At 42.8% G+C, this 16,698-nt stretch carries 15 protein-coding genes; 6 read left to right on the top strand and 9 right to left on the bottom strand.

Annotated features, from left to right (window positions below):
* Positions 1 to 17: 17 nt before the first annotated feature.
* Positions 18 to 986, bottom strand: a complete 969-nt coding sequence (locus KO512_RS10530; RefSeq protein ID WP_215952308.1) for a hypothetical protein — start codon at positions 984 to 986, stop codon at positions 18 to 20.
* A gap of 487 nt (positions 987 to 1,473) precedes the next feature.
* Here KO512_RS10530 and KO512_RS10535 point away from each other — a divergent pair, with 487 nt between their 5' ends.
* From KO512_RS10535 to cynS, 4 genes are all read left to right on the top strand, one after another.
* Complete coding sequence (locus KO512_RS10535) at positions 1,474 to 1,869, top strand: thiol-disulfide oxidoreductase DCC family protein (RefSeq protein ID WP_215952309.1); 396 nt, start codon at positions 1,474 to 1,476, stop codon at positions 1,867 to 1,869.
* 291 nt (positions 1,870 to 2,160) lie between these two features.
* Positions 2,161 to 2,997, top strand: a complete 837-nt coding sequence (locus KO512_RS10540; RefSeq protein ID WP_215952310.1) for a formate/nitrite transporter family protein — start codon at positions 2,161 to 2,163, stop codon at positions 2,995 to 2,997.
* 168 nt (positions 2,998 to 3,165) lie between these two features.
* Positions 3,166 to 4,899, top strand: a complete 1,734-nt coding sequence (locus KO512_RS10545; protein WP_215952311.1) for a bifunctional protein-serine/threonine kinase/phosphatase — start codon at positions 3,166 to 3,168, stop codon at positions 4,897 to 4,899.
* 29 nt (positions 4,900 to 4,928) lie between these two features.
* Positions 4,929 to 5,378, top strand: coding sequence for a cyanase (gene cynS, locus KO512_RS10550; RefSeq protein WP_215952312.1), 450 nt, complete (start codon positions 4,929 to 4,931; stop codon positions 5,376 to 5,378).
* A gap of 201 nt (positions 5,379 to 5,579) precedes the next feature.
* Here cynS and KO512_RS10555 read toward each other — a convergent pair whose 3' ends face one another.
* From KO512_RS10555 to KO512_RS10570, 5 genes are all read right to left on the bottom strand, one after another.
* Entirely contained in the window at positions 5,580 to 5,852 is a 273-nt protein-coding gene (locus tag KO512_RS10555) for a hypothetical protein (RefSeq protein WP_215952313.1), read from the bottom strand.
* 110 nt (positions 5,853 to 5,962) lie between these two features.
* Entirely contained in the window at positions 5,963 to 6,469 is a 507-nt protein-coding gene (locus tag KO512_RS10560) for a hypothetical protein (RefSeq protein WP_215952314.1), read from the bottom strand.
* A 179-nt stretch (positions 6,470 to 6,648) separates the two neighbouring features.
* Complete coding sequence (locus KO512_RS20300) at positions 6,649 to 6,780, bottom strand: hypothetical protein (protein WP_289847232.1); 132 nt, start codon at positions 6,778 to 6,780, stop codon at positions 6,649 to 6,651.
* Positions 6,781 to 7,117: 337 nt separating this feature from the next.
* The gene (locus KO512_RS20470; RefSeq protein WP_215952315.1) at positions 7,118 to 8,251 is read right to left on the bottom strand and encodes a VIT1/CCC1 transporter family protein; all 1,134 of its coding nucleotides are present in this window, start codon (positions 8,249 to 8,251) and stop codon (positions 7,118 to 7,120) included.
* A gap of 362 nt (positions 8,252 to 8,613) precedes the next feature.
* A complete protein-coding gene (locus tag KO512_RS10570) occupies positions 8,614 to 10,080 on the bottom strand; it encodes a sensor domain-containing diguanylate cyclase (protein ID WP_215952316.1) in 1,467 nt (488 codons plus the stop codon).
* A 461-nt stretch (positions 10,081 to 10,541) separates the two neighbouring features.
* Between KO512_RS10570 and KO512_RS10575 the strand changes: the two genes are divergently transcribed.
* Positions 10,542 to 10,790 (top strand): hypothetical protein, encoded by a 249-nt coding sequence (locus KO512_RS10575; protein ID WP_215952317.1) that lies wholly within the window; start codon positions 10,542 to 10,544, stop codon positions 10,788 to 10,790.
* A 177-nt stretch (positions 10,791 to 10,967) separates the two neighbouring features.
* Here KO512_RS10575 and KO512_RS10580 read toward each other — a convergent pair whose 3' ends face one another.
* Entirely contained in the window at positions 10,968 to 13,772 is a 2,805-nt protein-coding gene (locus tag KO512_RS10580) for an SIR2 family protein (RefSeq protein WP_215952318.1), read from the bottom strand.
* Between the two features lie 156 nt (positions 13,773 to 13,928).
* Positions 13,929 to 14,825, bottom strand: coding sequence for a hypothetical protein (locus tag KO512_RS10585; protein ID WP_215952319.1), 897 nt, complete (start codon positions 14,823 to 14,825; stop codon positions 13,929 to 13,931).
* Positions 14,826 to 15,095: 270 nt separating this feature from the next.
* Here KO512_RS10585 and KO512_RS20475 point away from each other — a divergent pair, with 270 nt between their 5' ends.
* Entirely contained in the window at positions 15,096 to 15,287 is a 192-nt protein-coding gene (locus tag KO512_RS20475) for a phage integrase N-terminal SAM-like domain-containing protein (RefSeq protein WP_354667740.1), read from the top strand.
* Positions 15,288 to 15,847: 560 nt separating this feature from the next.
* Here KO512_RS20475 and KO512_RS10590 read toward each other — a convergent pair.
* On the bottom strand, positions 15,848 to 16,663 hold the full coding sequence (locus KO512_RS10590) for an HNH endonuclease (protein WP_252734973.1): 816 nt from the start codon (positions 16,661 to 16,663) through the stop codon (positions 15,848 to 15,850).
* Positions 16,664 to 16,698 lie beyond the last annotated feature (35 nt).

Genomic DNA, 16,698 nt, shown 5'->3' on the forward strand with positions numbered 1-16,698 from the left:
CATTGATTATAACCTCGTTATTCCACCCGATATTTTAGTAACACTTGATTGTCTAGCACGACATTACTGGACCATATAAAGGTGGCGCCGGCACCGGCAAACTTTTCTCTAAAGTTCATATAGGCCTTTTTATTGTTAACGCCAATATCATCTTCACTGTAAGTCGATGCTTGAGGCCAATGGCGATAATCAAACGCCGCCAACTGCCAATTTTCAGGCAATGGCCAATGCACAGCATAAGCACTTTCGCCATCATCTGTACCACCAGCAAAACATGAAGATGAATCTCTCAGTTGGTTTTGCTCTTTCAAGCAGGATAGGTCGTAAATAGGTGAGGTATAAAATGTTTGCGCAAACCACTGGTTACTGGTGACGGTGCCATCACTAAAACTGGCGATAAAGCCGCCATCCCCAGCATGAAACGATTTACCTCGATTATCTTCCGATCCAAGCCCTAAGTTCTCCTCCCAGTCGACCAGTTTAACCCCAATATCATAAGGTCGCTTCACCCTAAATTTGACGATGTTCGAGTTAAAAGGCGTGAATGGCACTGAATCCACACCGATCAGCTTGCCATTGATATACAGTTCAAAGTAGTTATCAGCAAACACATAACCGGTGATAATCTCACCATCCGCATCAATCTCGACCACAGGAATCGCGTCTAAATCAACCTGCGATAAATCACTCGGCGTTACTCCCGAGCATTCGTTATAAAGGTCTGGCGCTTGCTGTGCCGTTAAAAATTGATTTTCAGAGGGCACCGTCCATTGATTCCCAGCCGAGTCAGTCTGCACGCCGACAGCAGCCACTCTTGATCTTCCGCCATCACAGGTAAATAAATTCCCATTAACGGTTCTGGCTCGACCTTGCGTCACGCTGCCTGTCCCTTGATAGCCGTTGATAACCATTGGAGCCTCTTGGGAATTGACTTCAGAACAGCCCAACAGAGTAAAGGGAAGTAGCGCTAAGAATGATTTTTTCATTTTGTATCTGCTTTGATGTGGATATATCGATGTCATTTAACCAGAAAAATAGGTGTATTTTTTGCGGTATCAGGGATTTTTTAGTCGATTGTAGCGGTCGCAACGCCCATATACCAGTGAAGGCAGGGGGTTATCAGACAGCCCAACGCCCCGCTCGCCTATTGATACGATGAGTCGTGTTTTATATAAAACCGCTGGCCCAAAATGATGAACGGCGATGCAAATAAGATAGCAATGATGATGCTGGCTCTACCAAATCAAATCTAGGTAAATCGAGCAAGCTTTCGCTACGCCCTATTCTAACCGTATTAACTAACCGTATTAACTAACCGACACTCGCGTAAAAACACGATGCGAACAGGCATATGAACCCATTCTAATTAGGCCAAATACACTAGAACACGATACTACGGCCTGAACCAATCCGCTTTAAAGTGCGTATCAGTTATACCTTTGCTCTGAGATCATTTTTCCGAGATCAATAGTTATGCAGCAGAAACCGATTATTCAACGCAGCAAACCTACCGTGTTCTACGACGGAGGCTGCTCTTTATGTCACAGAGAGATCAGCCACTATCAACGAATCGACAAACAGCAATGTATTCGCTGGGTCGATTTCACCCGTACACCCGAATCACTGCAAGAGTATGACATCACCTACGATAATGCGATGCAGCAGTTACATGCAGTCAATCCAGCGGGAAAAGTCGTTCTGGGTGTCGATAGTTTTTTGCTGATCTGGTCACATCTGCACAGCTACCGCTTTCTCGCTAAGTTGATCGAAACCCTCAGACTAAAAAAGCCGCTGAATCTGATCTATAACACGTTTGCCCGCTGGCGCTATAAGAACCGTTGTCATGGTGGATGTGAGATCAATCAGTGATTTTTTAGCGCGCAATGATTGTGCAGACGCACCTTTTTGTGGCAAAAAAGTGCTTATTGATTTGTTTGTAAAGTTTTAACTTATTGTTTTTACTGAATTCTATTATTTATGGTATTGATTCTGCAGTGATCAATTCAGTCGTTGTAACATTCGGCAACACAATTTAAAAAATTCGGACAGAGGCGTCCATCCCTTATCACTGATAGTGATAGAGGGATGGGCGCTTTTTTTTGCCCTGCAGTAAGCGGCAAACAGATGAGAAAACTTTACTTAATAAAATGAGGCAAAACGATGGCTTACTTAGAACCGAGTGAGTTTGTGACCAAAATGGTCGACTCAGGTGAACAGAAAATCTTTATGTCCACCAAAGACACCTACATCCGCGCATTTATGGCAGGCGCAATCCTAGCCCTAGCAGCATTCTTTGCTATCACCGTGGCAACAAAAACCGGTAGCGCGATACTGGGTGCATGCCTGTTTCCTGTTGGCTTTATCATGCTTTACCTGATGAAGTTTGACCTGCTAACCGGTGTGTTTACGCTGGTGCCGCTGGCGGTCATTGATAAGCGCCCAGGCTGTACAATGAATGAACTGCTGCGTAACTGGGGGCTGGTATTTATCGGTAACCTGTCGGGTGCTCTGATGGTTGCATTCTTTGCGTCTTTTATCCTGACTTATGGTTATCAGGTTGATGGCGGGGTTGTTGCTGCAAAGGTTAGTACTATCGGTGAATCGCGAACCCTGGGCTATCAAGAACAGGGGATACTGGGTTGGTTCACAATCTTTATTCGCGGCATGCTGTGTAACTGGATGGTCTCTATGGGGGTTGTGGGTGCGATGATCTCTACCTCTGCCGGCGCAAAGATGGCAGCGATGTGGATGCCTATCATGCTGTTCTTCTACATGGGCTTTGAGCACTCTATTGTGAACATGTTCCTGTTCCCATTCTCAATGATCATGGGGGGCGACTTCACTATTATGGATTACCTTATCTGGAACGAGATTCCAACGGCGCTGGGCAACCTAGCCGGTGGTTTCCTACTGGTGGGTCTGCCACTTTACCTGACTCACGTGAAAACCAGCAAAGAACGCAAAATTGCTGGCGCTAAAACGGTAACGGCGCTGTAATATTCCTATTATAGCTAAGCAGTTGCCTGAATCCCGGTGGTCTATCTGACCATCGGGGCTTTCTCACCTGGGCTTTCTCACCTGGGCTTTCTCGACAGGCCTTTCTCAACAGGCTTTTATCAACGGAGTTTTGGTGAATCCCCCTCCTGCAACCAGAGTGCTTCCGTCATGAATTCGCAGCTAAAAATAACGACGGGTCAGTTCAGTGATAAAGGTTTAAAAGAGCTGAATCAGGACTTTCATGGTGCATATATTCCTAAAGAGCCTCAGCTTAGCCTGAAAGGTGTCGCTCTGGCCCTTGCCGATGGCATCAGCAGCAGTAATGTCAGCCAGATCGCCAGTGAGACAGCGGTAAAAAGCTTTCTCAGCGACTACTACTGCACTTCTGATGCATGGTCAGTCCGCACTTCCGGCGAACGAGTACTGGGCTCTATCAATGGCTGGTTATTCTCACAGACACAGCGTTCAGAATACCGTTTTAATAAAGATAAAGGCTATGTCTGTACCCTGAGTGCAGTCGTGTTCAAAGCCTCTAGTCTACATATTTTCCATATTGGCGACAGCCGCATCTACCGTTTACGCGCAGAGAGTATGGAAACGCTGACCAAGGATCATCGCGCCTGGGTGTCTAAAGAGAAGAGTTATCTCAGTCGTGCATTAGGCATCAGTATTGATATGGAGCTGGATTATCAGACCTCTAGCCTGCACAAAGATGATATCTACCTGTTATGCACCGATGGAGTGTATGAGTTCATCGACACCCCGTTTATTTTCCAAACGCTGCAGGACCATGCCGATAACCTCGATAAGGCCGCAGAGATCATTGTTAAGCAGGCGATAGACAATGGCAGCGATGACAACCTGACACTACAGATTGCCCGGGTAGACCAACTGCCACAGCCGCTGGACAGTACCTTAAAGCATCAAGTAGAAGCGCTCGCGCTACCGCCTTTGTTGCATGCCCGCGAAACCTTTGATGGTTACCTCATTTTACGAGAACTACAGGCAAACAGCCGAAGCCATGTTTACCTTGCTGAAGATTCCGACACCCATACCCGGGTTGTGATAAAAATCCCGTCGGTCGATTTGAGTGATGACCCAGCCTATCTGGAACGCTTTCTGATGGAAGAGTGGGTTGCACGACGTATCAACAGCGCCCACGTTATGAAGGCTGGGTTACAAAGTCGAAAGCGAAATTACCTCTACACGGTGACTGAATACATTGAAGGCCAGACACTGGCCCAATGGCTGATCGATAATCCCAGCCCTGCTATTGAGACGGTTCGTACAATTATCGAACAGATAGCGCGGGGTTTGCAGGCGATGCACCGTAAAGAGATTCTGCATCAGGATCTGCGCCCTGAAAATGTAATGATCGATAATAATGGCACCGTTAAAATCATCGATTTTGGCGCGGTTCATGTTGCCGGTCTTGTTGAGGCTGAAAATACACTGGAACAGACCGGACTTCCCGGTACCGCTTTATATATGGCACCGGAATATTTTGTCGGCGAGGTTATCTCTACCCGATCCGATCTCTTTTCACTGGCGGTTATCACTTACCATATGCTCTCAGAGCGTTTTCCCTATGGCAATCAGGTCGCTAAGTGCACCACCACATCAGCACAACGAAAACTCGCTTATCAATCGGTACTTGATGAGGACAAAGCGATACCTCACTGGATCGACACCACGTTGCACAAAGCGCTGCAGCCAAACCCCTTCAAACGCTACGCAGAGATCTCCGAATTTGTTTATGACCTGCGTAAACCTAACCACAACTACCTGCGCCGCCATCAACCGCCGCTGATAGAGAGAAACCCCCTGCTGTTCTGGAAATCGGTCTCTTGTCTGCTAACACTGACGGTGCTGTTTTTGCTGGTGCAACTCAACAATCAATGACGAGTTCAATAATACCTGAGGAGTAACCTATGATTAGCAACCGAGAAGAAGTCACCGCCGCTATTATCGCAGCGAAAGTCGGCAAAGGCATTAAATGGAGTGACGTGGCCGATGCGATAGGCCTGTCGAAAGAGTGGACGACGGCCGCCTGTCTCGGCCAGATGGCGCTGGATAAGGAGCAGGCTGCCACCGTGGGCGAGCTCTTTGGTCTCAGTGATGAAGCGATCGCCTGGTTGCAGATCACCCCTTATAAAGGGTCTTTGCCCACCGAGGTGCCGACAGATCCACTGATTTATCGCTGGTATGAATTGGTCAATGTGTACGGGATGACCATTAAAGAGCTGATCCATGAAGAGTTTGGTGATGGCATTATGAGTGCAATCGATTTCTCGATGGACATTCAGCGAGAGCCCAACCCTAACGGTGACCGGGTGAATGTGGTTTTCTCAGGTAAGTTTCTCCCCTATAAAACTTACTGATACCGAAATGCAATTGTTAGGCGGCGTGCAGAGCTATTGGTTGGACGTTATCGAGATTTATATTTTGCTTAGCTTGCCAGAGTGCAGCATTGCCTTGCATGCTAAGCCAACTCTCAAACGTCTGCCCAATTCCTCGGATAAGCGCAATGCCATTTCAGGCGTGGCTGCGCTTTACCGTTGACCCTTTTAGTTCTCTTTAACTTAAATGCCATATTCCTCTGCCAGTCGCTTTTTCTCACGGGCTAACGTAATGACTTTGTAGGCTCCCCATATCATTATCGCTGCCCCTACCGTCAATATGATATTCACATTGTTTGGGTTGTTAAGAAATGGATGAAAAGCATCTCCATTAGCGCCGAACTTAGCATAGAGGCCTAGGCCAACCATTATGGACCCAGGAAGATCGATGATCGCGACCCTACCAATTTTCTTATCAATGGCCTTCATTTTATCTTCTGCATCAGCTTTTAGCATAAACCTTGTCTCCCTTTCTAAGGCATATAACGCTACGGTTTGGAGCTGACATTGAACGTCAGCGGAATGGCGGTCCCAGCCGAAGCCAACAACACCGCCGTGTTAAGTTTTTAATCGCCTGCCGTACCAATTCCTCTTGAAGAACCAACGATAAATCCAATATCGTTTAGATCGGATAGGTCATACTCATTCTTAAAGCTAGGGTTATCACATTTTTTGTATGCAGCCACTTTATTATTCCGCTCTACCACCACCCCAGCAGTGCTTGGCCGGAAGACATGACTATCTCGATGAACGGTATAGGTATATTCGCCAATTTTGAAAGAAAGCTCTGAAGTGCTTCCTTTTGCATAGGAAAAAAATCCAAAATTAAACTTCGAGTTTAGCTCATTATAAGATGACGAATATTCCAGCTCGATTTTATCTGGACGTCCAAAACGATATGTTAGTTTTCCCGAGTCAGGATCAAACCGTTCACTTAAACAAACCGAAATAACCTTGATATCACTAGAACAGGAAAAGTATGTTTTTTCTGAATCGCGACACAATGTTGGTTCATCGGCATGTGCAACGGAAGATATGAGCATAAAAACAGATATATACAATAAGTTTTTCATAATGGGCACGAAGTCCTCTTAACGCCTAAATAACAGGCAAAAAATTGTTGGCTAAAACAGGTGAATCTAGTGAAAAAGCGCCAACTGTTTTTAGTCCGTTTAAAGTATTTATTAACTAGATTTACCTTAGGTTTTTTGATCTAACTGATCTTTCACATTCAACAAAAACAATCCTAAAACTAGAAAGCAATACGACCAAACTTCCTTGCTTCTGGAATTTGAATGCTAAATACAGCCAACATAGGTAATGCAAAGACTTTTGCCAAATCGCTTAGATGTTTTACATCTGAAAATTTTGGAATGATATCCATCATGCTTCCTTGCTAGTCAACATTTTCATACTATGCCGAACCGAATACACAAAAAGAATGATAACTATCAGACAATAAAGAGGAATTTTTGAACATCGCGATCTCCCTTAAGACAAAAACGAGAATGCGCATATGCATTCCTAACCCGGTGTAATACCCACCGGCGATTTCAACCTATCCTTTTGTTTTTCTTATGTTTTGCAAAATATTTAAGCAGCAAAACAAGCCTTTATCTAACGACAAACCAAGCATAACCGCTGCGCAGAATAAAATAAACTGCATATAGACAAAAAACCCTATAAACCTTAGGGTATTTCATAAACGATACCCATACAGCTTAACCGCTGATGCTCGCGCCCACTAAGGCACCAATGCCATAGGTAACGGCCGCCGCCGAGAACCCAAAGAGCAGTTGGCGCAGAGCGGAAAAAAGCACACCACGACCCGTGAACAGAGACGTACCCGCACCTATGGCCGCCAATGCAACACCGCTCAGGCCTAGGCTCGTCCACAAGGCAGCATTGCCTGACAGAAAAAAGTACCCCACCACCGGAAAAATAGCGCCGAACGTAAACAGCAGGAACGACGCTCCAGCAGCAGCCCAGGCAGAACCACCGAGGTCCTGAGGATCAATCCCCAGCTCTTCGCGTACCAGTGTATCGAGCGCCGTGGTCTTGTCGGCGAGCAGTCGACCGGCCAATGCTTTTGCCTGCTCTGGCGGCAGGCCTTTGGCTTCATAGATCAGCTCCAGCTCTTCCCGCTCTTCATCTGGGACCTCTTGGAGTTCCATCGCTTCTGTCGCAATCTGTTTCTGATACAACTCGCGCGAGGAATTCACCGACAACCATTCCCCCATGGCCATCGAGCAGGCACCGGCAACCAGACCTGCTAGGCCGGTGAGCAGAATGGATTCGCTTGCTATGTTGGCACCTGCAACGCCCATCACCAATGACAGATTCGACACCAGACCATCATTGGCCCCCAGCACCGCGGCACGCAGGCTATTACCACCCATAGCGCGGTGGCGGCCCTCGATACGGGCAATACTGCTGCCAGACAGGCCTTCATTGTTGCTGGTAATGGCCGACAGAATCCGGGCATGGCTACGCTCGTCTTGCGGTAACCCTGCGGCTACGGCTTCAGCCTGATGATCGTAGGCGCCACTGTCGACCTGCTCGAGCGTATTAACTACCGGTAGCACGAAGCCCGGACCAAAGCGCCGAGCCAGAAATGCCAACCCACGGGCCCGAAAGCCGGGCTTGAACGTAGGGATACGCTCGCCAAGCCGGGAGAGCTGTTTTTTCCAATACTCCGCATGACTCTCTTCCACCGCAGCCAGCCGACGATAAACCTCGGCTAGATGCTCGTCGGTTTCCGTCTCCGCCAAGGCACGGTAAAGGCTGGCGCTGTCAACTTCACCGTGAAGGTTATCTTCGTAGCGTTCACGTTTATTGCCATCATTATCAGACACGAGGTCTACTCCTTTAAGCTAATCCGGCCTAGCTGGCCTTTGTTTCTCGAATTTTATTGTCTGAAAAAACCAACATGACGAGCTTGACCAGAAGTTAGACTGAAAGAACAAGAAAAATCCAGAATGAAAAATATGAATAGATAGCCGGAGCAGCTAAATAGTCACATCCCCACGAGCTAACATTTTAATACTATGCCGACGCATATGCATGCCGAGCTAAATACACAAATTCCGATGAACCTGGCGGCACTTCATAAATGCTCAGGTCATCAATCGCGCTGCACAGCTCACTTTTAGATTCGCTGCGGTTCGCCGTAAAAAGGGCTTTGACCCCTTTTAATTTAACGTCCTTTATTGACGATTCAATCTTCTGAAGCCACCTGGTTACGTCCATTCTTCTTAGCTTGATAGAGACGCTCGTCAGCCAAGTTGACGATAATGTCAGAATTCATATCCTCATCACAGATAACCGTCGCCACCCCGATACTGACGGTAAGGTGGTTCTCAATTGCAGAACCTTCGTGCTGGATACCCAAATCCGCAATGCCATCTTTCATGCTCATCGCAATCCTGACAGCACCTGCGTGTTCTGTCTCAGGTAAAATACAACAAAACTCCTCACCGCCGTAACGGGCTGCTAGGTCTTGAGGTCGTTTGAGTTTACTCTGAAGAACCCCAGCCACCAATTTGAGACACTCATCCCCAGCTAGGTGGCCATAAGTGTCGTTGAAGGCCTTAAAGAAATCCACATCAATCATAATCAGAGAGATAGGCGCTTTTAGACGACGCATGCGATGACATTCGACATCCAAAACATTGTTGAAGCAACGGCGATTGGCTAATCCGGTCAGGGCGTCGGTGAGGCTGAGGTCTTCAAGTTCATCACGGACTTTTTTGAGTTCAACGAGATTACTCAACCGTTCCCAGTAAATATGCAGCGTATAGAAAGCCAGTACCCATAAGATAACAAGCGCACCGATCGTCAACCAAACATGCAGCATCCAAGCCGCTTGCCAGTCACGATCTGCTTCGCCAACCACAACAACAAACGGCAATCCCTCAATCTTGCGAATACCATACAGCCGCGGCTCCTTATCCAACGGAGAGATTTTCCGAAACGTTTTATAGTTTTCACTGGACGTAATAAAGGCTTTAACGATCGGATCGTTCACATTTTTGCCCAGCATCTCCGGTTTAGCTGGTTTTCTCGCCAGCAAATTGACATTCTGATCAGTGATAGCTAAAACGCCATGAGTACCGATCATCACCTTTTCAAGCCATGTTGAAAAGAATTCTAAATCCACTCCAATACCCGCCAACCCACTAAACTCATCTCCCGGAAATTTTCGAGTCTGGATAACCATCAGCTCACCAATATTACTGGCAAACATATTTGAAACGTAGGTTTGAATGTCTGGATTATGCATCGGTACACGACACCATTCACGTTGGCGGGCATCAAAGCCGATAATTGAAGGGGTGTGAGTCATAATACAGTTTTTATCATTGAGACCTACACCGATGGCATGCGGGAGAGTCTTATATTTGTCCTCAATGAGTTTTGAGATGCGGGCGTACTCATCGGCATTGGTTGCTGGAAATTGAAGTGCTGAAACAGGCACCCTGTAGACGATATCTCGCAGAATATAATCAGAAGCAACAAATGCACCTTTGATCCACTCTCCAAGTAAAATGCTGGTATTTGCAACCCGCTCTTCAACTTTACTCTCTTCCTGCAACAAGGAATATCGCAGTTCATAGAAAGCCATTCCGCCCGTCAGCAAACAAAACAATAGGCAATAAGCAACGCTTTTTTTTCGCTTGATCATAGGCTAACGTACCAACGATTACCAAAGTTTGCCAGGCCCAAATAAAATAGTGTTACAACAGCGACTAAAGCGCTTGTCTGGTTAATTCCGTTCCATTTTTGGGCAAACCTCAACGGCCATTGAGGGCATTCCTGTAGCAGCTCGATTGAGTGACAGCTCCTCAACTGAGAGACCGATAACAACTGTGTAGCGCTACACAACGCCAAAGCAATAACTCGAACAGTCATTGGGGCCTCGAGCCCGCATAGCAAGGCAGAATCCGCTTATTATGAGCACTAAGGAAAACCGATTTGAAATCAACGTCGGCATTGATGTCGGTAAGTCGAAACTGGATATTGTCCTTCATCCACATGATCTCCATTTTCGTACCCAGTGATCAGGAGCATATCCAGAAAATCGTTCAGGTACTTAAACACATCAGGTTAAACGTATCGTAACCGAAGCCACCGGACGTTACGAGCATGCTTTTATCTTTGCCAATTGTGATCGTTAACCCAATCAACATCCGACGCTATGCACAAGCCATCGGGGTGCTGGATAAAACCGATAAAACTGATGCCTCCGTCATTGCTCAATTACCAGCGACTATTAAACCCGATAGTAAACTTATCGCTGATAAACGGTCACGTTTAATCAAAGGTTTATTGATTCGGCGCACTCAACTCTTAGAGATGCAAACCATGGTAAAAACCGCCTCCAGATCATGCTAAAAGAGCTACATTCATCGATCTAAACATTATCTAAATCGCAGCAAAATCAGATAGAAAAGCTTACTCAGAAGCTTGATCTAATGGTCGCTGAAGCAAAGCATTGGCGAAAAAAGGCTTTGCCCTCTTTAATTAGGGCGAGGATCTAAGTTTTAACTATTTTTCTATTTTTAAACATACTCAAATTGATGAAAAGTTTGGGCGCTCCCTGTGTTGCTCTATTAAATCGCCTAACTCTTTGTTTAGCTCTTCTATCGCATCAATTCCTTTATTATCTACTAAATATTGAGTTAAGCTTTTGAGTGAATATAGCTGCGATGAAAATGTTTTTCCATCACGATACTGTTCCAAATATTCATCTAGCTTCGAAACAGCTTCTGTCTCAAAATCTTTAAAACCGACTGCGACTGACCAAAGTTCAAACTCCCAATCATCTATGCCTTTCGATTTGGGTTGAGAAATGACGCCTTCAATGAATTTCTTAATAATATTTCGAACATTAGCGTTCGAGATGTTAAAGATGCTGTAGAGCAGAGATCTTGAAAACCTACGCTGCTCTTCTGGTTTGTAGGTTTCAAGTTCAGACACCAGCCGGCGGACTCTGTCATTATCAGTGTATTCGCCTTTTACTACCCCAATATAACCGTATAAATTATTTATAGAGCCACTGAGTATCGCATGCTGATCCCAACCATGGGCTGTTTGGGAAGTGATTTTGTCGATTACGGTGTTTAATATCTTTATCAAAACGACAGTTTCGATCTCTCGATCAAATAAATTATGTTGATGTGCTAAAAATTCGTTTATTGCTTCATAAGTCCCAATAGTTGTTGAACTACTAGTAATAAATCGGGAAAACTCACTCATAACTTTTGAAATATGAGTGTCACTCAAGTCGATAAATGCAAGTAATCGCACGCTATTTTCAAACTTAGTTTCATGGCCATTGGAAAAACTTCGGTTTTGTATTAATCGCTCTGTTAAGTTTGGCAAAACAGTAGAAATAATCCATTCTGAACATTCATCACTCGCATCTAGACGTAGTTGAGTAGAATCTTCATTTTTAAAAAATACGCTAAGCTCCGATTTAAGTTCTTTTGATGAGTAGAATTGGATGGCAGAGTAAAACTCGTATTGATTGAGTTTCACTCTTTCTTTTACTGATTGACGGAGTATAGAAATCTTAACGAAGTCTCTCATAGCCGCTTTGTATGGTGCGTACTGGTCAATTATTATGTGATTTTTCAATGCGAACATTAATAGGTTGATGTGTGTAGAGGTTGGTTCATCTGCATTGTTGTTGAAGCTTATTCCTCCAGCTTTTATACTTTCAACGGCTTTGGTAATATCAAGTAATTTTTTTGTGCACTCATTTGCTTCCTTATGAACGGAGTGCAGGGACAAAAAATCATACAAGGCTTGATTCTTTTTTATCTCCGACCTTGGAAATTTAAAAAATTCATCTTGAAGCTCTACTCCCTCTTCCTTTTCAAACTCACTTCTCTGTTCTGTAGACAAAGAGTACTTGAGCAACCATAAAATCGAGTTTCTGTTAAATAGCGCAATCAATAGGATCGAATATATTCGATGTCTTTTACAGGCCTGAATCAGTTCAGAATTCTTCTTAAATGCTAACTTGTACTTTCCATATTTATAACTCTCATAAGATTCTGATGACAAAGATTTTATAAAATCATTACTTTTGCATTCACATGCTGAAAAAGAGATGTGTTGTCGCTCTTGCTTTTCTAGGTCTTGAGCTGAATCGATTTTCTCGTTAACAAAGTACATGGTTTTGCCGCTTTCATTATCGTTGGGTAAAACGATACCCTTGATATGAGCTAGAGCTAAGATAGAAAGGATGTCCGTAAACGATGAATTCCTTAGATAAAAATTCACTTTTTCATCTTCACCAAACAAGTCTATACGAGATAGAATCTCCAAGAATTTTTCGTGAAGTGACCTGGTGGTATAGCTGTAGTCCGTAGTCAAGACTCCTTGGGGCTTGAATAACTCTAATATATTTAAGCCATCGTTATCGTACAGAAACCCACAATTTGTTATCGCTCCCCGTATTTGATTATGAGTTATTGAACTTAGCTGTTTTAGGTGTTTTATACGCTCGTATATGAAACTGATAACATCCTGCTCATCGTTCGGGTCTACTGCTCTATCATCTTGAATGATAGATGTTAAAAATGATTGAGTCAGCGCTGACCTTTTCTCTAAATGATGAATTTCATCAATAGAAAAGCTGTCGCTATCTAGCACTAATGTGGTGATCCCATGATTTCTCAAGTAGCTTTCTTGAGACTTGTTTGTTTTAAAATTTACCAAATACATCAGAGGAGCTGAACTGGAATGACTTTGTATCCATTTCAGTATGTGTTTAAGGTTAATGTCGTTATAGGAATACCCTAAAAACAGAACTGTATGTGTTGAAAATATAGACTTGATGTAGTTTTCTATTAGCGGGAAATTTCTTGAATAATTGAGATAGTCATCTTCTTTGAAAACTATATTGTGGTTTTTGAAATCCCCATGAATTTTAATAAATTTATTCGGACTGGTTGAACTGACTAAGTCCTTGTCCGTGCATATCTTATCGTATAGATAGCCTTCCTGCTCTATTGCATTTTCAATGATGCAGTCCCAGTTCGTAGTTATTATTACGCGAGGGCTTACCTTCAAAATCGTACGATGTAAACTCGATGGCGTGATGTCTTCAGGAAAATACTTCTTCAATGTTTGGTTGTATGCCTGCTCGCCAAATTCAAGATAATATAGTTGAGCTAGTTTTAAATAATCTAGCTCTTCAGTTATTGCTAAATCTGACTTTAGCTCAGTTATTAGATCTCTCCACGAAGGCAGGCTTATATAATCAGTATCAGAGCTTTTTGATATACCTGCACCGACAAATATAGCTAATCTATCATTTTCATTAGCTTGCTTTATGTTTTTAATATGAACATTGTGTAGGTGCATTCTAAAATCCCTTTACTTTCTGATGGTTGAATTAATTCAGAGACAGCCTTGTGTTTGCTTTGCTAAGCGCAATAAAGTAGCTGGCTAAAAGCAGTTAGGAACGAGTAAAAGTCAGCTTTTTTCTGTCCATTTAAGCAACTTATTAGCTGCATGATTTTAATGCTTATTTATATTAGCTACTAAATTTTTGAGTAATAATTTTTCACCATCATTAATACCTAAGCGTGGGTTTAGTCCCCATTGTGATGCATGCACTAATAACTTTCTTTCTTCCGATGCGGACATGAATGAAAAACGGATAACTATTCCAAGAATCTTATTACTTTTCTTAGTATATATTTCTTGCCAAATGGAGGAGTATTTTAAAACAAAGTCATCCATCATTTTATCAACGGATCTTGATAAGGATAAATCATCATTTGAAACAAGTAACTCATCATCCGGGTTTAATATTCTTGTAATTTCTAAAGCAACAATACCACGATGACCAGAGCCTCTTTGTTTCTTTATAATTTGATCTAGTTGCTTGGAGGCTTTTCTTACATTAGATTTAATTTTAGCATCAGTTGATATTCTTTTACACTCTACCCAGATTTTATATTTATCTATTTGTATACCTGTATCAGATTCAGCATTTAGAATAGCTTTTACTCCAGAGTCAGGCCTGTGAAATTTAGCTGAAAATAAAGCTTCGAATAAGAAATTACGAGCTGTTGTTGACTTTGATGTTTCATCTGATGAGTTGACTGGCCCCTTAACCCCTTTTTTTAATTTCTCAACTATCTCATTTAGATTTTGATTCTTTTCGTTGTTAAAAGATTTGTAGATATCGATGAAATCATGTACTTCAAACATTGAACTGACAAAGTCAGGATATTGGTTTTTGGCTTCATCTGTACTTGCTGTTTTGTAGTTATCTTTCCAAAACCTAATCATCTTAAGGTAGTTGGAGGTTCTTCCTGAACCGAGATCTACTCCAAGCTGTTCCATCCACTCTAAAGCATCAGAATAATCCTGATAGATATTTTCGTAGTTTTGAGTTGCTATGATCATAAAAATTCCAGAGTACTCAGACTCTTTTGGTTGGATGGAGCTAACAGTCTGTTTATGAGGAACGCGTCCTCATAATAATTATTATCAAGAATCCTTATAATTCCACGAATGATTTATCATGGCCCCTAATAGCTTGATATTTATAAATAATAATACACACAGAACTACTGCTAAAAATTAAGAGGGAAAGAATAAGTGAAAAAATACAAGTGACTTTCACAAGAAAAACCATACTGTGTAAATAAACAGCTTTTGAGAAAAGACTGCTCAATGACTTGCTCCCCATTCCTTAGGTCTATCCGCGAGTACATGCTGGTTAGGCGCTATAATCATAGAACCATAACGGCATCTTTATACAGGATCAAGGCCTATATTTTATTTCATAACAAACAACACCCAAACCAACTCCGCGTAAAAGATATAAATCTGGCCCACCTATTACTAAGGATCTGGAAAGGGTAGGCGCAAAACACCGCATTACCACGCTCGCTACAGAATTGATTCCACTACTAAAACAACAAACATCAAATGTCGAGAAACAACTTCTTGAGGACTCGACTTCAACAAGCATGGTGCAGTTCATGCTTCACTGCACCCTACACGCAAAAAGGCCGCTGAGATTGCGACTCTTAGTTTTCAACTTGAATTGTCTGTCTCATAAAAAAAGGCCGCAGATAGCGGCCTTTAGTTTCCAACTTGAATTGTTGTTATCATCAACTATTGATAACAACAATTCAAGTTGGAAACTCATAAGTCAAAGATATAGGGGTTTATAACCTCATAACTATCGTTGAAAGTTGGAAACTATCACGATTTAATCCACCTCTCTATACAAGCAAAAACAATTCAAGTTGGAAACTAATAAAGACCATAAGCCCCATCCAATGAAAGTCTGACACAACAACTTATCTATGGCTTAATCCTATTCCTGTCAAAAACAGATGTATATCAATTTCTATAATAGTTTTACTGTCACATAATTTTTCGTACTAAGCTAACCCTTAAAATTCACATTATTTTCGTTACTTGAAGAGTTTACGATAACTATCAATAATTTCAGACCTTAAACTACTTACTGTCATCGGGGGGTCAACTTGATGAATCATCGCATGACAGTTTGGGCATAGTGGTACTAAATCCTCAACAGGATCTACAACATACTCTTTCCCAATACTATTCAATGGCACGATATGATGAACATGAATATATTTTCTCCCCAAATTTTGGCCATATACCAAACCAAGAGTTATACCGCATGCCTTACATTGTATACCATGATGTTCAATGCATTTTTTACGAGCTTCAGGGTCTCTTTCGTACCTATTGACAAGAACCGTCTTTTTCGCGCCTTCTATATATTCAGATGCTTCATTGAAATCAGCTTCACCTGCATATACGGGTTCTAGATTACCTGTTAGCTTATCCCAAAGTTGCTCAAGATCAGCATCGTTACCGGAAAATGAAGTTCCTGATTTTTCTGGCGTAAATGCTCTTGTTGGTACGTTAAGAAGATCAGCTAGATCCTTATGTGAAGCTAGGGGGTTAGATGCTTTACGAGCTAAATAATCAAAACGAATATCGACATACCAAGCATTTTTGCTGGAATCTGCAAAATCTTCCTCAAGTCGAGGCTTCGAAGCTATTTTACCTGACCCCATTAGACCGGGTGAATGCTTGCCCGTTCTCGATAAATAAACTTTATCTCCTATACATCCTTTTTTATGTGCTCCAAACTTCCATCGTTCTACCACGGTCTCCCCAGATGAGAACCTATCCATAAGGTCCTGCATTTTTTCTTCAGACCACTTATCCTTATTCCACGTTATAATCCAAGCCAATGTAACCTCCTTTTTATGTCTCACACTACAAATAT

This window comes from Amphritea atlantica (assembly GCF_018860855.1).
Taxonomy (GTDB): Bacteria; Pseudomonadota; Gammaproteobacteria; order Pseudomonadales; family Balneatricaceae; genus Amphritea; species Amphritea atlantica_A.

What these genes read in the sequence shown, in the direction of transcription:
- KO512_RS20475 (WP_354667740.1), top strand. Translation starts at nt 15,096, where the DNA reads ATGACTTGCTCCCCATTCCTTAGGTCTATCCGCGAGTACATGCTGGTT.
- KO512_RS10530 (WP_215952308.1), bottom strand. Translation starts at nt 986, where the DNA reads ATGAAAAAATCATTCTTAGCGCTACTTCCCTTTACTCTGTTGGGCTGT.
- KO512_RS10535 (WP_215952309.1), top strand. Translation starts at nt 1,474, where the DNA reads ATGCAGCAGAAACCGATTATTCAACGCAGCAAACCTACCGTGTTCTAC.
- KO512_RS20300 (WP_289847232.1), bottom strand. Translation starts at nt 6,780, where the DNA reads ATGGATATCATTCCAAAATTTTCAGATGTAAAACATCTAAGCGATTTG.
- KO512_RS10555 (WP_215952313.1), bottom strand. Translation starts at nt 5,852, where the DNA reads ATGCTAAAAGCTGATGCAGAAGATAAAATGAAGGCCATTGATAAGAAA.
- KO512_RS10545 (WP_215952311.1), top strand. Translation starts at nt 3,166, where the DNA reads ATGAATTCGCAGCTAAAAATAACGACGGGTCAGTTCAGTGATAAAGGT.
- KO512_RS10570 (WP_215952316.1), bottom strand. Translation starts at nt 10,080, where the DNA reads ATGATCAAGCGAAAAAAAAGCGTTGCTTATTGCCTATTGTTTTGTTTG.
- KO512_RS10580 (WP_215952318.1), bottom strand. Translation starts at nt 13,772, where the DNA reads ATGCACCTACACAATGTTCATATTAAAAACATAAAGCAAGCTAATGAA.
- cynS (WP_215952312.1), top strand. Translation starts at nt 4,929, where the DNA reads ATGATTAGCAACCGAGAAGAAGTCACCGCCGCTATTATCGCAGCGAAA.
- KO512_RS10560 (WP_215952314.1), bottom strand. Translation starts at nt 6,469, where the DNA reads ATGAAAAACTTATTGTATATATCTGTTTTTATGCTCATATCTTCCGTT.
- KO512_RS10540 (WP_215952310.1), top strand. Translation starts at nt 2,161, where the DNA reads ATGGCTTACTTAGAACCGAGTGAGTTTGTGACCAAAATGGTCGACTCA.
- KO512_RS10575 (WP_215952317.1), top strand. Translation starts at nt 10,542, where the DNA reads ATGCTTTTATCTTTGCCAATTGTGATCGTTAACCCAATCAACATCCGA.
- KO512_RS10585 (WP_215952319.1), bottom strand. Translation starts at nt 14,825, where the DNA reads ATGATCATAGCAACTCAAAACTACGAAAATATCTATCAGGATTATTCT.